The organism is Cupriavidus sp. UYPR2.512 (assembly GCF_000379565.1).
Taxonomy (GTDB): Bacteria; Pseudomonadota; Gammaproteobacteria; order Burkholderiales; family Burkholderiaceae; genus Cupriavidus.
In genome coordinates this window covers 131,970-152,673 of the sequence record NZ_KB903162.1, presented here as the reverse complement: position 1 = coordinate 152,673, position 20,704 = coordinate 131,970, and the positions used below count along the sequence as shown (strand labels likewise).

Here is a 20,704-nt window from a genome sequence, read left to right as displayed (position 1 = left end):
ATAATACGCAACAGACGTGAACGTAAATGCGTCGCCCAAGTACTTGGGCAACCAAGATTTCCCAATCAGTTGACAAGGAAAGTGTCGATATGAAGATGAAACTGTTTGCTGCTGCCGTCGCCGCTCTGGCCGCTGGTGGCGCGTATGCCCAATCGAGCGTAACCCTGTACGGCGTGGCTGACGTCGGCATCGAGTACAACAACCATGCCAACACCGCTGGCGATGACGTGTTCCGCATGTCGTCGGGCAACCAGTCCGGTTCGCGCTGGGGCCTGCGTGGCGTGGAAGATCTGGGCGGCGGCCTGAAGGGCGTGTTCGTGCTGGAAAGCGGCGTTAACCTGGACAACGGTACTTCGGCCCAAGACGGTCGTCTGTTCGGTCGTCAAGCCTACGTCGGTCTGCAAAGCCAATATGGTTCGCTGCTGCTGGGCCGTCAACAGACCTCGTTCTATGACTTCGGTCTGATTTACGACCCGATGGCCATTTCGTCGCGCTACGGTATCCTGGGTCAGGATGCCGCGTTTGCTTCGCGTGCCGACAACACCGTCAAGTACGTCGGTACCTTCGGTGGCCTGACCGCTTCGGCGTTCTACAGCTTCAACAACAACGGCAACGAAACCGCCGGCGCCTTCCGCCGCGGCCAAGAGTACGGCGCGCTGGTGAGCTACGCAGCTGGCCCGTTCTCGGTTGGTGCTGCTTATGACGAAACGCACGGCACCACGACCGGTCCGGCAGCCGCTCCGGTCGACGCAAGCGGCCAGAAGGTTCGTCGTGCTACCGTCGGCGCCAACTACGCCTTCGGTCCGGCCAAGGTCTACGCCGGCTATCGCTGGGCCAAGGCCTTCGACGGCGCTTCGCTGCCTGGCGGCACCGCGACTGCAAATGGTCTGACGACCGTTGCTACGGCTTCGAACCTGTACTGGCTGGGTCTGGGCTACCAGCTGACCCCGGCGTTCTCGCTGTCGGGCGCTGCGTACTACCAAGACTTCCGCAACACCAGCGCGGATCCGTGGCAGTTCGTGGTCACGGCCGACTACGCGCTGTCGAAGCGTACCGACGTGTACACCTCGGTGTCGTACGCTCTGAACGACAAGGGCTCGCAGCTGGGCGTGAACGGCTTCAACACGTCGAGCACGACGAACGTCAAGCCGGGCGCGAACCAGATCGGTGCTGTGGTTGGTCTGCGTCACAAGTTCTAATCTGACGCGGGCGTAAGCTCGCTTAGGATTGGCTTGAAGCAAAAGGCCGGCATCCGCAAGGATGCCGGCCTTTTGTCATGTCTGCGGGAAAATATTGGCACAAGCATGCCACGCGCGTAGTTGCCATGCTGTACCGGTCATGTTGTGCATCGAGGCCAGGGGCGAGGGCGGGAAAGCGGAATGCAGGCATCGTGCTTCATCGCGCCTGGATCGGGTGAGCGCCCAGTATGAGTGGTCTGCGCGTCGATTCCTCACCGTGACGTTGCATCTGTCCACGGCGGCCCGTCGTGCCACTGTGGTCTGCAGTGCGGTTTCCCCGTGCCTGCAAGTCATAGAGGAGTGGTGTCCTGCCGCTCAGTCCCTGGTCCATGCTCGCACGGCCTTCGCCCGTTACCGCGATGCCAGGGTCAACCGAACCGCCAGGCACAAAAAAACCCCGCCATCTGAACTGCACCCCAAAAGTTGATGCCCAACTTCTTGGGGTCAGTTCACATCCAAGGCGGGGTTTTTCGTCAGGGCCATATCGTGCCGGGACTCATTCTTCCTCTTCAAACGGCAGCGACCGGCGCGGCGGCGGCGGCCGTTTGCCGATTGTCACCGTCAGGTCCGTCGCCTTGCCGCGGCGCATCACCGTCATCTTGATGTCCACGCCCGGCTTGAGCTGCGCAATCGCGTTGAGCAGCGCGGTCGTGTCCGTGATCGACAAGCCATTTACCTTGGTCAGCACGTCCCCGGGCTTCACGCCAGCCTTGTCGGCCGGCCCGCCCTGGACCACCGCGGCGATCAGCGCGCCTTCCTTGGCATCCAGCCCGAACGACTCGGCGATCTCGGGCGTCATGTCCTGCGGCTCGACTCCGATCCAGCCGCGCGTCACGCTGCCGGTGGAGATGATCGATTCCATCACTTGCTTGGCGGTCGACACGGGAATCGCAAAGCCGATCCCCAGCGAGCCGCCCGAGCGTGAGTAGATCGCGGTGTTGATGCCCAGCAGATTGCCCTGCGCATCCACCAGGGCGCCACCCGAATTGCCCGGGTTGATCGCAGCATCGGTCTGGATGAAGTTCTCGAAGGTGTTGATGCCCAAGTGGCTGCGGCCCAGCGCCGAGACGATGCCCATCGTCACCGTCTGGCCAACGCCGAACGGGTTGCCGATGGCCAGCACCACGTCGCCGACCTTCACGTTCTCAAGCCGGCCCAGCGTGATTGCGGGCAGGTCCTTGAGCGTCACCTTGAGCACGGCCAGGTCGGTTTCCGGGTCGGAGCCCACCACCTTGGCGTTGGCCTTGCGGCCGTCGGTCAGCGCGATCTCGATTTCATCGGCGCCGTCGACCACGTGGTGGTTGGTTAGAATATAACCCTCGGCGCTGACAATGACGCCAGACCCCAGGCTGGAGACCGGCTCCTGCCGCTCAGGCAGGCGGTCGCCAAAGAAGAAGCGGAACCACGGATCCTCGGCCTGCGGGTTGGGCGAGCGCTTGTTGCCGTTCTTGCTGGTAAAGATATTGACCACGGCCGGCATGGCCAGCTGGGCGGCTTCGCTGTAAGACCCTTCGGCCGCAGGACCGGACACATTTGGCACGACTTCCTTGAGCGCCACGATGGGCGAACCGGACTGGACCGCGACGCGCCCCCTCTGCAGCCAATCAGGCTTGAGCGTTGCCACGACGAACCAGACCGCCAGCACGACGGTGACAGCCTGGGCAAAGAACAGCCAAAAGCGCCGCAACATATTGGAGTTTTGAGCAGAAAATGAAAACAAAAGAGCTTGAATTGTACTTGAACGACCTGTTGGAAGTTTCCCGCTACAAGGACTATTGTCCCAACGGGCTGCAAGTGCAAGGTCGCCCGGAAGTCACACACGTCGTGACGGGGGTGACGGCAAGCCTGGCATTGGTCGATGCCGCGATCGAAGCGGGGGCCGACGCCATCCTCGTCCATCATGGCTACTTCTGGAAAAACGAAGATGCTCGCGTGGTCGGGCAGAAGCACGCGCGTCTGAAGCGCCTGCTTGGCGCGGACGTCAACCTGTTCGCCTTCCACCTGCCCTTGGACAACCACCCGGAGTTCGGCAACAACGCCCAGCTCGGCCTGCAGCTCGGCTTTACCCCGACCGGCCGCTTCAGCGACGACCAGCTCGGCTGGACCGGCACGCTGCCCGCGCCGATGCCGCTCTCTGCGCTGGCCGCGCACGTTGGTGGTGTGCTGGGGCGCGAGCCGCTTGCCATCGGTGAGCCGGACCAGATGATCCGCACCGTCGGCTGGTGCACGGGCGGGGCACAAGGCTATTTCGATGCCGCGGTTGCAGCGGGTGTCGATGCCTACCTGAGCGGCGAAGTCTCGGAGCAAACCACGCACCTCGCGCGCGAAAGCGGCGTGGCTTACCTTGCCGCCGGGCATCACGCCACCGAGCGTTACGGCATCCGCTCGCTGGGCGAGCATGTGGCCGAACGCTTTGGCCTGCGCCATACGTTTATCGATATTCCTAATCCGGTCTGATCTGACGCAAAACAAAACGGCCTCATCGGGGCCGTTTTATCTTCCGGGGTCGGCGCGCGTACGGCGCACCAATCAACGGGTCTTCAGGCTGTCGCGGATTTCACGCAGCAGCACGACTTCCTCAGGCGGTGCGGCGGGCGCTGCTACCGGTTCCGCGGCGCGCATCCTGTTAAAGGCACGCACCATCAGGAAGATGATGAATGCCAGGATCAGGAAGTTGACAACGATGGTCAGGAAATTGCCGTAGGCAAACACGGGCACGCCGGCCTTCTTCAAGGCATCGAGCGTAGTGGGTGTTCCGGGTGGGGGATCCGCCAGCACGATGAACATGCTGGAGAAGTCCAGCTTGCCGACCACGCGGCCCACCAACGGCATGATCAGGTCATTGACCACTGAATCCACGATCTTGCCGAATGCCGCGCCGATGATCACACCGACCGCGAGGTCGATGACATTGCCGCGTACGGCGAAGGTTCTGAATTCCGAGATCATGCCCATGGGGGGTTCTCCTTCTTGTCACTAGCGATGAACGGTTTCAAGCTCGCAGCCTGCCGCATCACTCGCCGGAAAGCAAGCACCGAAGCCGCTTTCCGGGTTGCATGTCCGATAATCGCGCATGGTCGTGGCATTTTCTGCCTATCTAGTGCGCAGGTGTCTAAGGTACACTTTATGGTTGACGCAAAATCTAAATTGACTTCCCCTGGGGTTTGGAATGAGTGACCAGCAAGACGTGAAGAGCGTGGATAAAGGTCGCCGCAATTGGTTGATCGCGACATCCGTCGCTGGCGGCGTCGGAGGCGTAGCGGTAGCGGTTCCTTTCGTCAGTACTTTTGCACCATCGGAGAAGGCCAAAGCCGCGGGTGCTCCAGTCGAGGCGGATATTGGCGCGCTGAAGCCAGGCGAGATGATGACAGTCGAATGGCGCGGCAAGCCGGTCTGGATCATGCGGCGCACGGACGAACAACTGGCGTCGCTGAAGAAGACGGACGGCGAGGTGGCCGATCCCAATTCCGATGTGCCATTTACCATGAAGACGCCTGAGTACTGCAAGAACGAAACCCGTTCGCGCGCAGACCATAAGGACGTCCTGGTCGTGGTGGGTATCTGTTCCCACCTGGGCTGCTCGCCTTCGGGCCCCTTCGCCTCCGGTGCCAATTCTCAGCTCGGCGCCGCTCCCGGTTTCCTTTGCCCCTGCCACGGGTCGACCTTCGACCTCGCCGGGCGCGTCTTCAAGAACAAGCCGGCTCCGCAGAATCTCGATGTTCCCCCCTACCAGTTCCTGACCGACAGCAAGATCGTGATCGGCAAGGACGAGAAAGGAGAAGCCTGATCATGGCGGCCGAAAAACAAGTCAAGACGACCGGCCTGCTGGGCTGGGTCGACGCCCGCTTCCCCGCCACCCAACTGTGGGAAGACCACCTCTCCAAGTACTACGCGCCGAAGAACTTCAACTTCTGGTACTTCTTCGGTTCGCTGGCGCTGCTGGTGCTGGTGATCCAGATCGTCACCGGCATCTTCCTGGTGATGAACTACAAGCCCGACGCCACGCTGAACGCCGCCGGCATTCCGGTGGCCTTCGCCAGCGTGGAATACATCATGCGCGAAGTCCCCTGGGGCTGGCTGGTGCGCTACATGCACTCGACCGGCGCATCGGCTTTCTTCGTCGTGGTCTATCTGCATATGTTCCGGGGCCTGCTGTACGGTTCATACCGCAAGCCGCGCGAGCTGGTCTGGATCTTCGGCTGCCTGATCTTCCTGTGCCTGATGGCGGAGGCCTTCATGGGCTACCTGCTGCCATGGGGCCAGATGTCGTACTGGGGCGCCCAGGTGATCGTGAACCTGTTCTCGGCGATTCCCGTGATCGGTCAGGACCTGTCGCTGTTCATCCGCGGTGACTACGTGGTGAGCGACGCAACGCTGAACCGCTTCTTCTCGTTCCACGTCATCGCCGTGCCGCTGGTGCTGCTGGCCCTGGTCATTGCCCACATCATCGCGCTGCACGAAGTCGGTTCGAACAATCCGGACGGCGTCGAGATCAAGGCCAAGAAGGGCGATAATGGCATCCCGCTGGACGGCATCCCGTTCCACCCGTACTACTCGGTGCACGACACGCTGGGTGTTGCCGGCTTCCTGCTTCTCTTCTCGGCCGTGATCTTCTTCTTCCCGGAAGTGGGCGGCTATTTCCTGGAACACAACAACTTCTTCCCGGCTGACCCGCTGAAGACCCCGCCGCACATCGCGCCGGTGTGGTACTTCACGCCGTTCTATTCGATGCTGCGTGCCACCACGTCGAACTTCCTGCCGATCCTGTGGGTGTTCTTCGCGCTGCTGCTCGGCATGGTGTTCCTGCGCAGCAAGGACGCACGCATCAAGGTCGGCGCCATCGCCATCGCGGTGATCCTGGCCGTGGGCTTCTACTTCATCGACGCCAAGTTCTGGGGCGTGCTGGTGATGGGCGGCTCGGTGGTGATCCTGTTCTTCCTGCCGTGGCTGGACTGCTCGCCGGTCAAGTCCATCCGCTATCGTCCTGCTTTCCACAAGACCATCCTGATTGTCTTCGTGGTGGTGTTCCTGGTGCTCGGCTATCTCGGCGTGCAACCGCCGTCGCCGGTTGGTGAAAAGGTGTCGCAGCTCGGTACGCTGCTGTACTTCGCCTTCTTCCTGACCATGCCGCTGTGGAGCCGTGCCGGCGAGTTCAAGCCGGTGCCGGAGCGTGTCACGTTCCACCCGCACTGAGCGACGCGAACCCCGACAAGAGCACAAGGACACAAGATGAAAAAGCTGCTTTCGATCCTCGCGCTGGCCGGCGCATGCTTTGCCGGCGCGCCTGCCATGGCATCCGAGGGGGGCTTCCCCCTTGAGCCGGCACCGGTGAACACTGCCGACCTATCGTCGCTGCAGCGCGGCGCCAAGGTGTTCGTCAACTACTGCCTGAACTGCCACGGCGCATCGATGATGCGCTACAACCGGCTCAAGGACATCGGCCTGACCGATGACCAGATCCGCGAGAACCTGCTGTTCAGCGCGGACAAGGTTGGCGAGACCATGACCATTGCCATGCAGCCGAAGGAAGCCAAGGCCTTCTTCGGTGCACAGCCGCCGGACCTGTCGGTGATCGCCCGCGCCCGCGGCAACGACTGGCTCTACACCTACCTGCGCACGTTCTACCGTGATGACAGCCGCGCCACCGGCTGGAACAACCTGGTGTTCCCCAGCGTCGGCATGCCGCACGTGCTGTGGGAACTGCAGGGCCAGCGCGCCGCCAAGTTCACGGAAGTGGAAGAGCACGGCGAGAAGGTGCACAAGTTTGCCGGCTTCGAGCAACTGAGCGCGGGCAAGCTGAGCAAGGTCGAGTACGATCAGGCCACCGCTGACCTGGTCGGCTTCCTGGACTGGATGGCCGAGCCTGCGCAGAACCACCGCAAGCGCCTGGGCGTTTGGGTGCTGCTGTTCCTGGGCGTGTTCACCGTCTTGGCCTGGCGCCTCAACGCCGCGTACTGGAAAGATGTGAAGTAAGGCATGACCGGGGCCCGAATCCGGGCCCCGGACAGGGACAAAGGCCAGGGGTGGCCGCTGCGAACGCAGCACCGCCCCTGGCCTTTTCTCTTGGAAAAGCTGCAGAAGCGCATCAATAAAGTGCGCTATTTGCCACTAATTTGCATTCTGGTGGCCGACTTTGGCAGAATGTCAGACCTTACTGTCCGACCCTGCTTCGGCTAAGCCCAAGGAATCCAACCATGATGGTGTTGTATTCGGGTACGACTTGCCCGTTTTCCCAACGTTGCCGCCTTGTCCTGTTTGAAAAGGGCATGGATTTTGAAATCCGCGACGTCGACCTGTTCAACAAGCCCGAAGATATTTCGGTGATGAACCCGTACGGCCAGGTGCCCATCCTGGTCGAGCGCGACCTCATCCTGTATGAGTCGAACATCATCAACGAATACATCGACGAGCGCTTCCCGCACCCGCAGCTGATGCCGGCTGACCCGGTGCAGCGCGCCCGCGCCCGCCTGTTCCTGTTCAACTTCGAAAAGGAACTGTTCACCCACGTCTACACGCTGGAGAACGAAAAGGGCAAGGCAGCGGAGAAGAACCACGAACGCGCCCGCGCCGCGATCCGCGACCGCCTGACGCAACTTGCGCCTATCTTCGTCAAGAACAAGTACATGCTGGGCGAAGAGTTCTCGATGCTCGACGTCGCCATCGCGCCGCTGCTGTGGCGCCTGGACCACTACGGCATTGAGCTGTCGAAGAACGCCGCGCCGTTGCTGAAGTATGCTGAACGCATTTTCAGCCGTCCCGCATACATCGAAGCGCTCACCCCGTCCGAAAAGGTGATGCGCCGCTAACCGGCACGGGCCCGAAGGCATCCGCCCTCGGGCCACCACGGCGCCACTGGAAGCACAATGCCTGAAACCTCCACCAAGCCCTACCTGATCCGCGCCATCTATGAATGGTGCACGGACAACGGCTTCACGCCGTACATCGCCGTCTTCGTCGACGCCAACACCAGCGTGCCGCGCGAGTTCGTCAAGAACAACGAGATCGTGCTCAACGTCAGCTTCGACGCCACCAGCGGCCTGGACATGGGCAACGAATGGATCACTTTCAGCGCACGCTTCGGCGGCGTGTCGCGCAAGATCGACGTCCCCGTCGAGAACGTGCTGGCCATCTACGCCCGTGAGAACGGGCAGGGCATGGCCTTCCCGGTCGAACGCAGCCTGCCGGAAACCCAGGCCGCCACCGAGCGCGAAAACAACCCGCCGCCCAAGCTGGCCCCGGTGGAAGCCGAGACCTCGGCAACTACCACCGACGCCGGCCCCGGCGACGACGACACGCCGCCCCCGGTGCCCCGCATCGGCAGCAAGAAGCCCGCACTGAAAGTGGTGAAGTAAGCCATCCCAAAGCGGCCCGCAATGCAGTAGAATCGCGGTCTGCACCAGACATGCCGGCTTAGCTCATCAGGTAGAGCAGTTGATTTGTAATCATCAGGTGGCGGGTTCGAGTCCTGCAGCCGGCACCAGAATTCAAGCGGCTTCCCGATCGGGAAGCCGCTTTGCTTTTGTCCTCTCGAATACTTACCGCTGTAGCCGTCCGACAGCGTCCCGCAACTTTCCAGCTAACCGCGACCCCTCCCCAAACGTCATCACCAATTGCCGCGTGGCCCGCGTCATCGCCACATACATCAGCCGCGCTTCGTCTTCGTCCGCCTCATCATGCTTGTGCGGCATCCCCGTGGCCGGAATGCACACCAGCGGAAACTCCAGCCCCTTGCTGCTATGCATGGTGATTACCTTGACGCTGTCCGCGCCGGGCGTAAAACGTTTGGTGATTTGCGGGCATTCAAACGGGATGCGCTTGCGTGTCAGCGCGCTGGTGACATGGCCGACCGTGTCCCAATGGCGATAGAGCACCGCCATCTCTGACCACGGTGTCCCGGCCCGGTTTTCATCCGTCAGGATTTGCGCAATGCGTTCAGCCTCCGCCTCCATGGTTGGCAATTCGATCAGCAGCGGCTTGTTACCGCGGCGGCCAGCGCCGACAGGTTGCACAGTTGGCGCTTCGTCTTCGGCGGCCTCAGTCGGCCGCAGCAAGTCATCCGCAAAACTACGCGCGACGGCCAGGATTTCCTGGGTATTGCGATAGTTCAGCTTGAGAATGGTCGTACGACCACGGGCCTGGACGCCCACACTGGCGAAGGTCATCCCGCGCTTCCTGGCGCCGCCATATATGGACTGCGCGTCGTCATAAAGCACCAATAGCGAATTGCTTTCCGGATTCACCATCTGGACCACCAGCTTGAACCACTCCGGCCGGAAGTCATGGCCCTCGTCGATAAGCACGGCATCGTACTGGCCCGCCGGGATTGCCTTGCGGTCCACGCCCTGGATGACCCGATTCACCATTTCCTCAAAGAGCGCATCGCTTGGGCGCCCCTTCGGCCGGTCAATACCGTAAGTTTCTAGTTGCCGAGAGCACCACGCATGGAAGTTATAAACGTGGACCTTCTCTTCGATGCCTTTCTCGATCATCGTCGCCGCCAGCTTGGCGGCGAGGGTCTTGTTGTAGCAAAGCACGAGGACCGGCCGGCTTACGATCTTGGCCAGATGCTCCGCCCGGTAGCCGAGGATCATCGTCTTGCCGGAGCCGGCGACGCCGTGAATCACCCGGTGGCCTTCGCCCAGGCTGCGGGCCAGCTGCTCCTGCTGAAGGTCCATGACGCGAAGGATATCCGGCATGTCCAGTGGCTTGGCGGCATCCTCCGGAAACAGCGCGCGCTGCTCCGGCATGCGGATCTGCGGAAACAGGTGCCAGCGGATCCGCTCGATCTGCGGCAAGGCAAGCTTGAAGGTGAACTTGACCGGGAACATCTCCCACAGGCGCTGCTGGAAGTGTTCTGCGTCGACCGTCTCGTACATCTCGTCCTGGCAGATCACCAGGTGTGGCGGCAGGACGTCGCCGAGGTTGGTCTTGTCGAACTGCGCGCGCGTGATGTTGGGCAGGACGACGCCGCAGCCGTAGGGGAAGAAGGGTTTGCCCTTCAGTGAGCCGCTGGGCCAGACCAGCTGCGGATCGCGCTGCAGCAGGTTGGTGACATAGAACATGTACTGCCGGGCTTGCTCGAGGGGATTCATCTCCCGCACCAGCCCGCGATCCGTCAGCAGCGTGACATCGCGCTGGTCGATCTCCCGGATGGTATCCAGCCGCCAGTCCTTGACCTCCAGCACCAGCAGACCCCGGCTGGGATGGAAGACGATGAAATCGGGGTGCCTGGTCTTCTCGCCGATGGCGACGTCATACCAGCACAGGTAGTCGTCTTCCAGCTTTGTCTCCAGACGCTCGGCGAAGCGTCTCTCTCCACTGGTCATGCGCGAAGTGACCGAACCCAGCGCGGGAATCAGCGTGGCCATGCGTTGTTGCTCTTCTTATTGCCCGTTCAGGAACTGCGCTGGCCACGGCTTGTGTCGCGGACCCGGTGCGACGGTGGTCAGGCAGGTTTGTTATGCGGCAATTGTAGGCACAAAACGGTAACGGTGGCTGTTTCAGTAGTTTTATCGATTTGCAGGGTGACGGCACCGGCGCGCCGGAAGCTCCGGGGGAAGGGCGCCAGGCGGTCTGCGTCTGCTTTCCGGCGATCCACGCCGCCAATCTGTCGATTCCCGGCACCGCCGTATCAGAGCCCGGAGCGCAGTGGTAACCTCCCTCCATCTCCGCCCCCCACCGCCCGCCCGTGCATTCCCCCAACTCCCGCATCTGGCGATCCGCCCCCGAACAGCGCGCCTACGAAGACGCTCGCCGCCGCGTGCGCGCACTCCGCTTCTTCTACATGCACGCCATGCTCTACGTGGCGGTCAATGCATTGCTGATCGGGATCAACGTGGTGACGTCGCCGCATCGCCCCTGGTCTGGCGCCCCGCTTATGGGCTGGGGCATCGGCCTTGCCGTGCATGGCGTCATGACCTGGGGCCGCGTCGGCCTGCTTGGGCGACAGTGGGAAGAACGCAAGATCGCACAATACATGGCGCAGGAACAGGTGCGCACGCTGTCGACGGAGAAGCAGTTGGTGGAAGCCCGCATGCGTCTGCTGCAGGCCCAGATCGAGCCGCACTTCCTGTTCAACACCCTGGCCAACGTGGTCAGCCTGATCGAGCCCGCGCCGCAGAAGGCCACGCTGATGCTGGAGCATTTCATCGCCTATCTGCGCGCGTCGCTTGCAGCCAGCCGCGCCACGCAAGGCACGGTGGCGCAGGAGGCGAAGCTGCTGCGTGACTATCTGGCGCTGATCCGCATCCGCATGGGTGACCGGCTGCATTATTCAGTCGACGTCGACCCGGAACTTGAGCCGATGCCGCTGGCGCCGATGCTGCTGCAGCCCGTGGTCGAGAATGCGATCAAGCATGGGCTGGAGCCGAAGGTCGAAGGCGGGCGGCTGCTGGTCCGGCTGGAGCGGCGCGGCCCGCGCATGCTTGCAACCATCGAGGACGATGGCATGGGCTTTCGCCCCTCGGCGGGTGCCGGCGTCGGGCTTTCGAACCTGCGTGAGCGGCTGGCCGTGTTGTATGACGGCGATGCCCATGTGCGAATCGAAGAGCGCGCGCCGGGCACTGCCGTACTGATCGAAATCCCGCTGCCGCGCCAATCCTGAAACGCAGACGCTCCATGACGCCCACCGCCCTGATTGCCGACGATGAAGAGCACCTGCGCGCGTACCTGCGCGGCAAGCTGCAACGCCTCTGGCCGGAACTGCAGATCGTTGCCGAGGCGGCCAATGGCATCGAAGCCGCCGACGCCATCGCACGGTTGTCGCCGAGCGTCGCCTTCCTCGACATCAAGATGCCCGGCCTGTCCGGCCTCGAGGTGGCGCAAGGGATTGAAACCGATACGCGGCTGGTGTTCGTCACGGCCTATGACGAATTCGCGCTCGATGCGTTCGAGCGCGCGGCAGTCGACTACCTGGTCAAGCCGGTCAGCGAGGAGCGCCTTGGCCGCACCATCGAGCGGCTGCGCAAGGCGTTGCAGGAAGCTGCGCCCTTGCCTGAACTGGCCCAGCTGTTGAACCAGCTCACCCGCGCCCAGCCGCGCGCGGATAACGGCGGGCAGCTGCGCTGGGTACGCGCCAGCCGCGGCAACACCACCAGCCACGTGCCGATCCAGGAGGTGATGTATTTCCAGAGCGACGACAAGTACGTGGTCGTGCATACCCGCGATGGCGAGCACCTGATCCGCACGCCGCTGGCGGAGTTGATCGCCGGCCTCGATCCCGAGGTGTTCTGGCAGATCCACCGCTCGTCCATCGTCAACATGGAATACGTGGCCGGCACGCGCCGCGATGAGTCAGGACGGCTCTTTGTCCGGATGCGCGACAGCGAAGCCGAGCTGCCGGTATCGCGCGCCTACATGCACCGGTTCCGGCAGATGTAACGCGGCCGGCGGCGCTACTGCGCCGCCGGCTGAGGGATTCACTGGCGATCCATGAATTCCTGGATCTTGCGCTGTTCCCAGTCACGTCCGCGGCGCGACAGTCGCGTCCACACCAGCAACCCATGCACCGTCAGCGCCAGGCCCCAGGCCAGGGTGGTGGTCAGCGGCCACGGCCAGCCGGTGGTGGCGGAATGCGACCACGGCGGCGACGGAAAGTAGAAGAAGCGGAACCAAAGCCAGCCATTGACGACGGCGTAGACCAGCAGGTGGATATACCAGCCGCGCAGGGCGCGCACCATGCGGCGCGCGCGCCAATAGGCCATGGCGTTGGGGTCGTCGGGTGGAAAGGCGTGGTGCATGGGATACCTCGGTATGAAGATGGTTGGCTTGCGTCAGGTATAGGCGACGACCAAACGCCACTCCAGGCCCATGGGCCGAATCGACGGTTTTCGTTCGCCGTTGAGCATGCGGACAGCGCGAATGTCGGTGGCTTCGAGATCTCCTTGTACTGATTTCTTGCGCCCCGATTACGCGTTCAGGCCTGCCGCCGGGAATACCCGCATAGGAAAAGCCCGCTCGTTGACCATAATCATGATAATTATGATCATAAATACGAAACGATGGACTTCAAGCCTACCCCTCAGATAGAGGGCAGCAAACGCGTGAAGCGTTCGGACCAGGTGGTCAACGATATCAAGCGCTGGATCGTGCAGTCGCACCAGAAGGTCGGCGACAAGCTGCCGCAGGAAGCGGCGCTGATCGAACAGATGGGCGTTGCGCGCGGGACGGTGCGTGAGGCGCTTGCCTCGCTGCAGGCCCAGGGGCTGGTCAAGGTCAGCACGGGGCCGAACGGCGGCGCCACGCTGACGCAACCGCCCTATGAGCGATGCCTGGAGGCAGTGTCCAACTTCCTGTACTTCCAGTCAGTCGACATCGTCACGCTGTACGCCCTGCGCCGCGCCGTTGAGCCTGAACTGGCCGCCAACGCCGCCTTGCGCCTGACCGATGCCGATATCGCCGATCTGGAAGCACTGGTCGGGCTGAGCCACCCTGAACATGGCGGCAGCACGGACTGGAACGAGCGGCGCGAAGCCGACCTGCTGTTTCACGACCGGCTGGCCGATGCGTGCAGCAGCCCGATGCTGGCGCTGTTCTGCCGCCTGCTCAACGACATCATTCGCCGCGTCATTGTGGTGCGCAATGCCCAGGACGATTTCGACGACTTCGATGAAGAGATCTTCCACAGCCACAACGCGTTGATCGAAGCCTTCCGGTCGCGCGACCCCGAGCGTGCGCGTGCCCTGATGCAAGAGCACATGGAGCACGCGGAGTCCCTGGCCCTCGAGGCCGAGTCCCGGGTGGATCGCGGGAGCTTGTTGATGAGCCCGGGCGACTGATTCCCTGACGCGCTAGCGTCCCCTTTTTTTCTGCACACCCAACCGCCATCGTCGCCTCCGGCACGGCGGGTGGGATTCCTATTGCCTGAATCCTGGGAGCCTTGACGTGAAACCTGATGAAACGCTTTGGCGCTGGAGCGCCGTCGACATTGCCGATGCCGTGCGGCGGCGGGAGATTTCCTGCCGCGAGGTCACGGCCAGCGTGCTGGCCCGCATCGACGCCCTTAACCCACGTCTGAATGCGTTGCCGGCGGTGCTGGCAGAAGAGGCGCTGGCCAGCGCGGATGCCGCGGACCGCCAGGTCGCTGAGGGCGCAGAACTGGGGCCGCTCCATGGCGTGCCGGTCACGATCAAGATCAATGTCGACCAGGCGGGCCATGCCACCACCAACGGCGTGATTCCGCTGAAGCACAACATCGCGCGCGAGGATGCGCCTGTCGTTGCAAACCTGCGCAGTGCCGGGGCCATCATCGTCGGGCGCAGCAATACGGCTACCTATTCATCGCGCTGGTTCACCGAAAACGGCCTGCACGGGCGCACGCTGAATCCGTGGGATGCGGATATCACCCCCGGCGGTTCCAGCGGCGGAGCCGCTGCCGCGGTCGCTTCCGGCATGGGGGCGCTGGCGCATGGCAACGACATCGGCGGCTCGATTCGCTATCCGGCCTATGCCTGCGGTGTCGTCGGCTTGCGGCCAACGACGGGGCGGGTGCCGGCGTACAACCCGTCGGCCACGGTCGAGAGAAGCATCACGCCGCAACTCATGTCCGTGCAAGGGCCGCTGGCACGCAGCATTGCCGACCTGCGCCTCGGCTATCACGCCATGGCACGCCCCGACGGGCGCGACCCCGCCTGGGTGCCGGTGCCGCTGGAACTGCCATTGCCGCCGGGGCCGATCCGCGTGGCGCTGTTCCGACGCTGTCCGGGCATTCCAGTCGATCCCGCGGTCAGCGCAGCGCTGGACAGCGCCGCGCATTGGTTGCAGCAAGCGGGCTACGCCGTCGAGGAAGCCAGCCTGCCTGACTTCATGGAAGCGGCAGCATTGTGGCGCACGCTGACGGTCGACGACAGCCGCCGCAGCATCATTGCGGGCGTGGACCAGCATGGCGACGAGGCCATGCGGAAAAGCCAGCGCAACATGCTGGACGGGATGCCTGAAACCGATCGCGATGGCTTTCTGGATGCCTTGTCGCGGCGCCAGGCGATCGCACGCAACTGGTCGCTGTTCATGCAAACGTACCCGCTAGTGCTGATGCCGGTGTCGTGGCAGCGCCCGAGCGTTCAAGACGCGGATATCCGCACGCCTGAAGAGAACAGTGCCTTGCTCCACGCACAGAGCCCCTTGCTGGCAACGGCCATGCTGGGCATGCCCGGGCTGTCCGTGCCGACAGGCATGGCCGACGGCGTGCCCGTCGGCGTGCAGCTGATGGCATGGCGCTTCCGCGAGGACCTGTTGCTGCGCGCCGGCCAGGCCATTGAAGCCGCGGCGCGCTTCACCCCTTTCACCGACGTGCAAACCGGCATCTAGACCCAGGAGGTTCCCATGAACGAACGCAATCCTGCTTTCACCCCACGTCTTTCGCGCCGCGCCATGCTGGCCGGCACCGCTGCCGCCTTGTGTACCGGTGGCCTGCTCTCGAGAGCCGCCTGGGCGCAGTCGGTCTCGCGCATCATCGTGCCGTTTCCGCCGGGCGGGCCGGCCGACTACATGGGCCGCCTGCTGTCCGAGAAGCTGAAAGACGCCATGGGCCGCACCGTCATCGTCGACAACCGTCCCGGTGCCGGCACGCGCGTGGCGGCCGAATACCTGAAGAATGCCCCGGCTGACGGTAACACCGTGCTGCTGGCACCTGTCGACCCGATGTTCATCGGGCCGCTGATCTACAGCAACATGCGCTTCAATCCGGCCACGGACTTCAAGACGATCACCGATGTGACCGGCGTCCAGTTCGGCCTAGCGGTCAGCGCCAGCTCACCCATCAAGACGCTGGCCGACTTCGTCAAGGCCGGCAGGGCCAGGCCGGCTGACTACTCGATCGGCATCAGCACGGTTGGCACGCTGCTGCATTTCCTTGCCGTGGAGTTCGTCAGCCAGTCCCGCACCGGCAGCACGCTGGTGCCATATCGCGGTGGCGCGGCAATGGCGACGGAAATGATGGGCAACCAGATCGCGGCGGGCATGGACGCCATCACGACCTTCACCGAGCTGCATCGCGGCGGCAAGCTGCGCGTGCTGGCCGTGGCAGGTGAAAAGCGTGCCGATGCCTTGCCCGATGTGCCGACCTTTGCGGAATCCGGCTTTCCCAACCTCGTGACCTCGTCGCGCTACCTGCTCTATGTCCGCGCCGGCACGCCGCCCGAGGTGGCGACGCAGTGGTATCAGGCCGTGCGCAAGGTTCTGGCCATGCCGGACGTGCGCGAAAAGCTGGCGCGCGCCGGCTATGACATCCTGCCCGGCGGCACCCCTGATGAGGTTGCCGGATACGCCAGCGCACTCTCGGCACGTTGGACGCCGGTGATCAAGGCGTCGGGTTTTAAGGGAGATTGAGCGGCATTGCCTGCCTGCGCCGGCGGCAGGCACACCTGCGCAGCCGGTCAGGCAGGCTGGCTAGCCTCGTCCACCATGGCTTCGCCGAGCGCGACGATGTCGAAGCGCGCGCGCATGTCAGGCGTCCCCGCCCAGATCGAGAAGCACCTTGCAGCTCACGCGCGGCTGGCTTGCGGCCAGGTCGAACGCGCCGGCGACATCGCGCAGGCCGACCTGGTGCGTGACAATGTGGCCCGGATCCACCAGCCCGCGCGCGATCCAGTCGATGACGGTGGGAAACATCGCACAGTTCAGGCGCGAGGCGTACAGGGTCAGTTCCTTGCCGGTCAGCAACTGTTGCGGAAGGGCCGACGGCGTGGCGGAAAACCCCAGCACGCCGATGCGGCCCGCCGGCGCGGCGATGCGCACGGCTTCTTCCAGGATGGCCGGATGGCAGACCGCGTCGTAGACCAGCGTCGGCCCGCCTTCCACGCCGCGCCGGGCCAGTGCCTGCGCAAGCGGCTCGCGCGAGGTGTTGATGATCTCGTCGTCCTCCGCCCCGCAGCCGCGCGCCAGCGCCAGGCGCTCATCGACGTGGTCGGTGATGAAGGCCCGTATCCCATACACGCGCTTGAGGACCTGCAGCAGGTTAAGGCCCACCGGCCCCGCGCCGTAGATCAGCGCAAGGTCCGTGGGCAGCACGCCGGTGCGGTGCGTGACGTGTGCCGCCACGGCAAACGGCTCGATCACCGCGGCACTGGCGGCCGCCATGCCATCGGGGACCACGTAGGCATTGCGCGCCGGCACACATGCGTACTCGGTGAAGCCGCCATCGCGGTGCACGCCGATCACCTGCAGCCGGCTGCAGACATTGTGCCGGCCGATCCGGCAGGCATGACACTGGCCGCAGCTGACCACCGGATCCACCACCACCCGTTCGCCAAGGCGCAAGACGCTGACGCCGGCACCGACCGCGTCGACACGCCCGACGAACTCATGGCCGACGATGCGCGGATAGGTGGCGAACGGGTTCTTGCCGTGGAAAATATGCAGGTCCGAACCGCAGATGCCGGCGAAACGGACGCGCACGCGTACCTCGCCCTCGGCAGGCTCCGGGGTCGGCCGCTCGCACACGGCCATGCGCATCGGTTGCTCGACGACGACGCTCAACATGCTGGCTCCTTGTTCAGGTCAACTGGCACGGCGGGCTACCAGTTCCACATCGCGCCGTCGCGCAGGCGCGCCACCGGCAGGTACGCGCGCTCGTAAGGATACCTCGCCGCCAGCGACTCATCGATGTCGACGCCAAGGCCCGGCACTTCGTCCATCACCAGGTAGCCGTCTTCAAAGCGGTAGTTGTGCGGAAAGACCTCGTCGGTGAGGGCGCCATGCGGCATCAGTTCCTGGATGCCGAAGTTAGGCGCCCACAGCCCGAAGTTGACGGCCGCGGCCATGCACACCGGCGACAGGTCGGTGGCGCCGTGGAAGCCCGTGCGCACCTGGTAGATCGCGGCGAAGTCCGCAATGCGCCGCACGTGCGTGATACCGCCGGCGTGAACGATGGTGGCGCGAATGTAGTCGATCAGCTGGTGGCTGATCAGCTCCTTGCAGTCCCACAGCGAATTGAAGACTTCACCAGCCGCGAGCGGCGTGGTGGTGTGCTGGCGGATCAGCCGGAAGGCGTCCTGGTTCTCGGCCGGCGTGGCGTCTTCCAGCCAGAACAGGCTATAGGGCTCCAGCGCCTTGCCGAGGCGGGCCGCTTCGACCGGGGTCAGCCGGTGGTGCGCATCGTGCAGCAGATGGGGTTCGAAGCCGACTGCCTCGCGCACCTTGCGGAACAGTTCCGGTGTGTGGCGCAGATAGAGCGACGTGTCCCACGGCTCCTCCGGGGGCAGGCCTTTCTCCGCGGGTTCATAGTGGCCCCGCTGCGCGCCTACGCCGTACACCTTCGACAGGCCCGGCACGCCGGACTGCACGCGGATCGCCTTGTAGCCTTGCTCGATATGGCTGTGCACGGCGTCGATGGCTTCGGCGTGGTCGCGGCCGTTGGCGTGGCCGTACACCATCAGGCCATGGCGGCTCCTGCCGCCCAGCAGCTGGTACACCGGCATGCCGGCCAGCTTGCCCAGGATGTCCCACAGCGCCATGTCGATGGCCGCGATGGCGGTCATCGTGACCGGCCCGCGCCGCCAGTAGGCGCCGCGGTAAAGGTATTGCCAGATGTCCTCGATGTTACGCGGGTCGCGGCCGATCAGGCAGGGGATCACGTGCTCGTCGAGGTAAGCCCGCACCGCCAGTTCGCGGCCATTGAGCGTGGCGTCGCCCAGCCCGTACACGCCTTCATCGGTGAGCACCTTGACCGTCACGAAGTTGCGCCCGGGGCAAGTGACGATGGTCTGTATCTGTTCGATCTTCAAGGGTGGCTCCGGCCGGATCGTCATGGAAGTGGTCCGACGGGGCGCCAGTTCGCGCAGCGCCTGCATCGGTGTGGATGCGACCCAGAGTACAGCGTGGTGAGTGGGGCGGAGTACAGCCGATTCTGCAATGAAATGCAGCGCTTGCTGCAGTTGAATCGCGAAAGGACTGCACATTCCGCACGCCTCCCGCATGCTACTTTGCACCGCATGGAAACAACGCCGGGTGCACGCACGATGCGGCCAACAGAGATGCCGAGGTACCGATCATGAGGCTGACGCAACGCACCTGTTGCAGCGCCCGCGCCGACGTGCGCCTGCCTGGCTACGACCGCAGCCGCTTGTCCCGCGGCTTGGTCCATCTCGGCCTTGGCGCGTTTCATCGCGCGCACCAGGCGCTGTATACGGAGGCGGCGATCTGCGCAGGCGATACACGCTGGGGCATTGTCGGCGTCAGCCTGAGGGAGCCGCGTACGCCCCGGGCGCTGGCGGCGCAGGACTACCTGTATTCGGTGACCGAGCGTGAAGGCGCGGCGGCCACAACGCGCATCGTGGGCGCCGTGGTGCAGGCCTGGTATGCACCGCACGCGCTGGCCGAGGTGATCGGCGCGCTGGCAGATCCGGCCATTCCCGTGGTGACCTGCACGGTGACGGAAAAGGGCTACTGCCAGCTTCCGTCCAGCGCGGACCTCGATACCGGCAACGCCGATATCCGGCATGACCTGGCCCATCCGGACACGCCCAGGAGCACCCTTGGCGTACTGGCCGCGGGCCTGCGCCGCCGGCCTCCCGGAGCGCCGCTCAGCATCGTGTGCTGCGACAACATGCCCGGCAACGGCGATACGCTGCGCAAGCTGCTGGCGCAGTACGCGGAGCTGATCGATCCGCCGCTGGCCCGGCGCGTGCGCGACGAGTTGGCATTGCCCAACACCATGGTGGACCGCATCGTGCCGGCCGCCACGCCGACGTCACGCCATGAAGTGCTGGAGCGGCTGGGCTTGCACGACGAGGCCGCGATCGTCTGCGAGCCGTTCACGCAATGGGTCATCGAGGATTGCTTTGCGGGACCACGGCCGGCATGGGAGGCGGGCGGGGCGCTGTTGACTGGCGATGTCCGTCCCTTCCAGGCCATGAAACTGCAGTTGCTCAACGGCACGCACTCTGCCATCGCCTATGCCGGGCAGTTGTGCGGCCTGGAGACTGTTGCCGACGCCATGGCCGATCCGCTCGTCGGCGCCTTCGCCACCGGCGTGATGGCTGACCTGCAGTCGACCGTGCAGGCACCGCCGGGATATGACGTCGGCCGCTACAGCGAGGCATTGCTGGACCGCTTCCGCAATGCCGCGCTCGAGCATCGCACCGCTCAGATTGCGGCAGACGGCACGCAGAAGGTGCCGGTGCGGTGGCTGCCCGCCTTGCGCGCTAGCGCCGGCGCCGAGCGACCCTATCTTGAGTGTGCGCTCGCGGCCTGGCTGCATTGCCTGCGCGGTGAGCGCAGCGACAGCGGCCAGACGCTTGCCTTCCACGATCCCGGCGCGCCTGCGCTGGCAGCACGCCTGCGTGCCGCGCACAGCGATCCTGACGCCGTCCGTGCGGCGCTGGCGCACGTCGCGGTTTTTGGCAGCGAGCCGTGGCCGGCGCCACTGGCCGCCCGGCTTGCCCGCCACCTGGCGGTGCTGCGCCTTGGCGGTGCGGCCGCGCTGCTGTCGTTCTGATCCATCCCCACCAGACAACAAGGAGACAACCTCA

The 20,704-nt window shown here is 64.2% G+C and carries 19 protein-coding genes and 1 tRNA gene; 14 read left to right on the top strand and 6 right to left on the bottom strand.

What is annotated here, in order from left to right; genetic code table 11:
• Positions 1-89: 89 nt before the first annotated feature.
• Positions 90-1,199 carry a porin gene (locus tag A3A5_RS0128660; protein ID WP_018313905.1) on the top strand — a complete coding sequence of 370 codons (1,110 nt, stop codon included), beginning with the start codon at positions 90-92 and terminating at the stop codon, positions 1,197-1,199.
• 535 nt (positions 1,200-1,734) lie between these two features.
• Here A3A5_RS0128660 and A3A5_RS0128655 read toward each other — a convergent pair.
• A complete protein-coding gene (locus A3A5_RS0128655) occupies positions 1,735-2,928 on the bottom strand; it encodes a Do family serine endopeptidase (RefSeq protein WP_018313904.1) in 1,194 nt (397 codons plus the stop codon).
• Positions 2,929-2,948: 20 nt separating this feature from the next.
• Here A3A5_RS0128655 and A3A5_RS0128650 point away from each other — a divergent pair, with 20 nt between their 5' ends.
• Positions 2,949-3,695, top strand: coding sequence for a Nif3-like dinuclear metal center hexameric protein (locus A3A5_RS0128650; RefSeq protein ID WP_026201232.1), 747 nt, complete (start codon positions 2,949-2,951; stop codon positions 3,693-3,695).
• A gap of 72 nt (positions 3,696-3,767) precedes the next feature.
• Here the strand turns inward: A3A5_RS0128650 and mscL are convergent, their stop codons facing one another.
• Complete coding sequence (gene mscL, locus A3A5_RS0128645) at positions 3,768-4,193, bottom strand: large conductance mechanosensitive channel protein MscL (protein ID WP_018313902.1); 426 nt, start codon at positions 4,191-4,193, stop codon at positions 3,768-3,770.
• A gap of 214 nt (positions 4,194-4,407) precedes the next feature.
• Here mscL and petA point away from each other — a divergent pair, with 214 nt between their 5' ends.
• The 6 genes from petA (at position 4,408) to A3A5_RS0128610 (ending at position 8,718) form a co-directional block, all read left to right on the top strand.
• The gene (petA, locus tag A3A5_RS0128640; RefSeq protein ID WP_026201231.1) at positions 4,408-5,025 is read left to right on the top strand and encodes a ubiquinol-cytochrome c reductase iron-sulfur subunit; all 618 of its coding nucleotides are present in this window, start codon (positions 4,408-4,410) and stop codon (positions 5,023-5,025) included.
• Positions 5,026-5,027: 2 nt separating this feature from the next.
• Positions 5,028-6,431: a cytochrome bc complex cytochrome b subunit gene (locus tag A3A5_RS0128635; RefSeq protein ID WP_018313900.1), complete on the top strand. Its 1,404-nt coding sequence runs from the start codon at positions 5,028-5,030 to the stop codon at positions 6,429-6,431.
• Between the two features lie 36 nt (positions 6,432-6,467).
• Entirely contained in the window at positions 6,468-7,211 is a 744-nt protein-coding gene (locus A3A5_RS0128630) for a cytochrome c1 (protein ID WP_018313899.1), read from the top strand.
• 221 nt (positions 7,212-7,432) lie between these two features.
• On the top strand, positions 7,433-8,044 hold the full coding sequence (locus A3A5_RS0128620) for a glutathione S-transferase N-terminal domain-containing protein (RefSeq protein ID WP_010812311.1): 612 nt from the start codon (positions 7,433-7,435) through the stop codon (positions 8,042-8,044).
• Between the two features lie 57 nt (positions 8,045-8,101).
• Positions 8,102-8,590 (top strand): ClpXP protease specificity-enhancing factor, encoded by a 489-nt coding sequence (locus A3A5_RS0128615; RefSeq protein WP_018313896.1) that lies wholly within the window; start codon positions 8,102-8,104, stop codon positions 8,588-8,590.
• Between the two features lie 52 nt (positions 8,591-8,642).
• Positions 8,643-8,718 (top strand) — tRNA-Thr (locus A3A5_RS0128610).
• A gap of 55 nt (positions 8,719-8,773) precedes the next feature.
• Here the strand turns inward: A3A5_RS0128610 and A3A5_RS0128605 are convergent.
• The gene (locus A3A5_RS0128605) at positions 8,774-10,606 is read right to left on the bottom strand and encodes a DEAD/DEAH box helicase (protein WP_018313895.1); all 1,833 of its coding nucleotides are present in this window, start codon (positions 10,604-10,606) and stop codon (positions 8,774-8,776) included.
• Between the two features lie 341 nt (positions 10,607-10,947).
• Here A3A5_RS0128605 and A3A5_RS0128600 point away from each other — a divergent pair, with 341 nt between their 5' ends.
• Together A3A5_RS0128600 and A3A5_RS0128595 are read left to right on the top strand one after the other, a co-directional pair.
• Positions 10,948-11,841 (top strand): sensor histidine kinase, encoded by an 894-nt coding sequence (locus A3A5_RS0128600; protein WP_369797834.1) that lies wholly within the window; start codon positions 10,948-10,950, stop codon positions 11,839-11,841.
• Between the two features lie 14 nt (positions 11,842-11,855).
• Complete coding sequence (locus A3A5_RS0128595; protein WP_018313893.1) at positions 11,856-12,617, top strand: LytTR family DNA-binding domain-containing protein; 762 nt, start codon at positions 11,856-11,858, stop codon at positions 12,615-12,617.
• A gap of 38 nt (positions 12,618-12,655) precedes the next feature.
• Here the strand turns inward: A3A5_RS0128595 and A3A5_RS0128590 are convergent, their stop codons facing one another.
• Positions 12,656-12,976, bottom strand: a complete 321-nt coding sequence (locus tag A3A5_RS0128590) for a 2TM domain-containing protein (RefSeq protein WP_018313892.1) — start codon at positions 12,974-12,976, stop codon at positions 12,656-12,658.
• A 303-nt stretch (positions 12,977-13,279) separates the two neighbouring features.
• Here A3A5_RS0128590 and A3A5_RS0128585 point away from each other — a divergent pair, with 303 nt between their 5' ends.
• The 3 genes from A3A5_RS0128585 (at position 13,280) to A3A5_RS0128575 (ending at position 16,562) form a co-directional block, all read left to right on the top strand.
• Positions 13,280-14,014 carry a FadR/GntR family transcriptional regulator gene (locus A3A5_RS0128585; RefSeq protein ID WP_018313891.1) on the top strand — a complete coding sequence of 245 codons (735 nt, stop codon included), beginning with the start codon at positions 13,280-13,282 and terminating at the stop codon, positions 14,012-14,014.
• A 106-nt stretch (positions 14,015-14,120) separates the two neighbouring features.
• The gene (locus A3A5_RS0128580) at positions 14,121-15,542 is read left to right on the top strand and encodes an amidase family protein (RefSeq protein WP_018313890.1); all 1,422 of its coding nucleotides are present in this window, start codon (positions 14,121-14,123) and stop codon (positions 15,540-15,542) included.
• A 15-nt stretch (positions 15,543-15,557) separates the two neighbouring features.
• Positions 15,558-16,562 (top strand): Bug family tripartite tricarboxylate transporter substrate binding protein, encoded by a 1,005-nt coding sequence (locus A3A5_RS0128575; protein ID WP_018313889.1) that lies wholly within the window; start codon positions 15,558-15,560, stop codon positions 16,560-16,562.
• A 117-nt stretch (positions 16,563-16,679) separates the two neighbouring features.
• On the opposite strand, the gene A3A5_RS0128570 is transcribed toward A3A5_RS0128575, so the two are convergent.
• Together A3A5_RS0128570 and manD are read right to left on the bottom strand one after the other, a co-directional pair.
• Positions 16,680-17,714 (bottom strand): Zn-dependent oxidoreductase, encoded by a 1,035-nt coding sequence (locus A3A5_RS0128570; protein ID WP_018313888.1) that lies wholly within the window; start codon positions 17,712-17,714, stop codon positions 16,680-16,682.
• 35 nt (positions 17,715-17,749) lie between these two features.
• Positions 17,750-18,958 (bottom strand): D-mannonate dehydratase ManD, encoded by a 1,209-nt coding sequence (gene manD, locus A3A5_RS0128565; protein WP_018313887.1) that lies wholly within the window; start codon positions 18,956-18,958, stop codon positions 17,750-17,752.
• Positions 18,959-19,224: 266 nt separating this feature from the next.
• Here manD and A3A5_RS0128560 point away from each other — a divergent pair, with 266 nt between their 5' ends.
• Complete coding sequence (locus tag A3A5_RS0128560) at positions 19,225-20,670, top strand: mannitol dehydrogenase family protein (protein WP_018313886.1); 1,446 nt, start codon at positions 19,225-19,227, stop codon at positions 20,668-20,670.
• Positions 20,671-20,704: the final 34 nt, after the last annotated feature.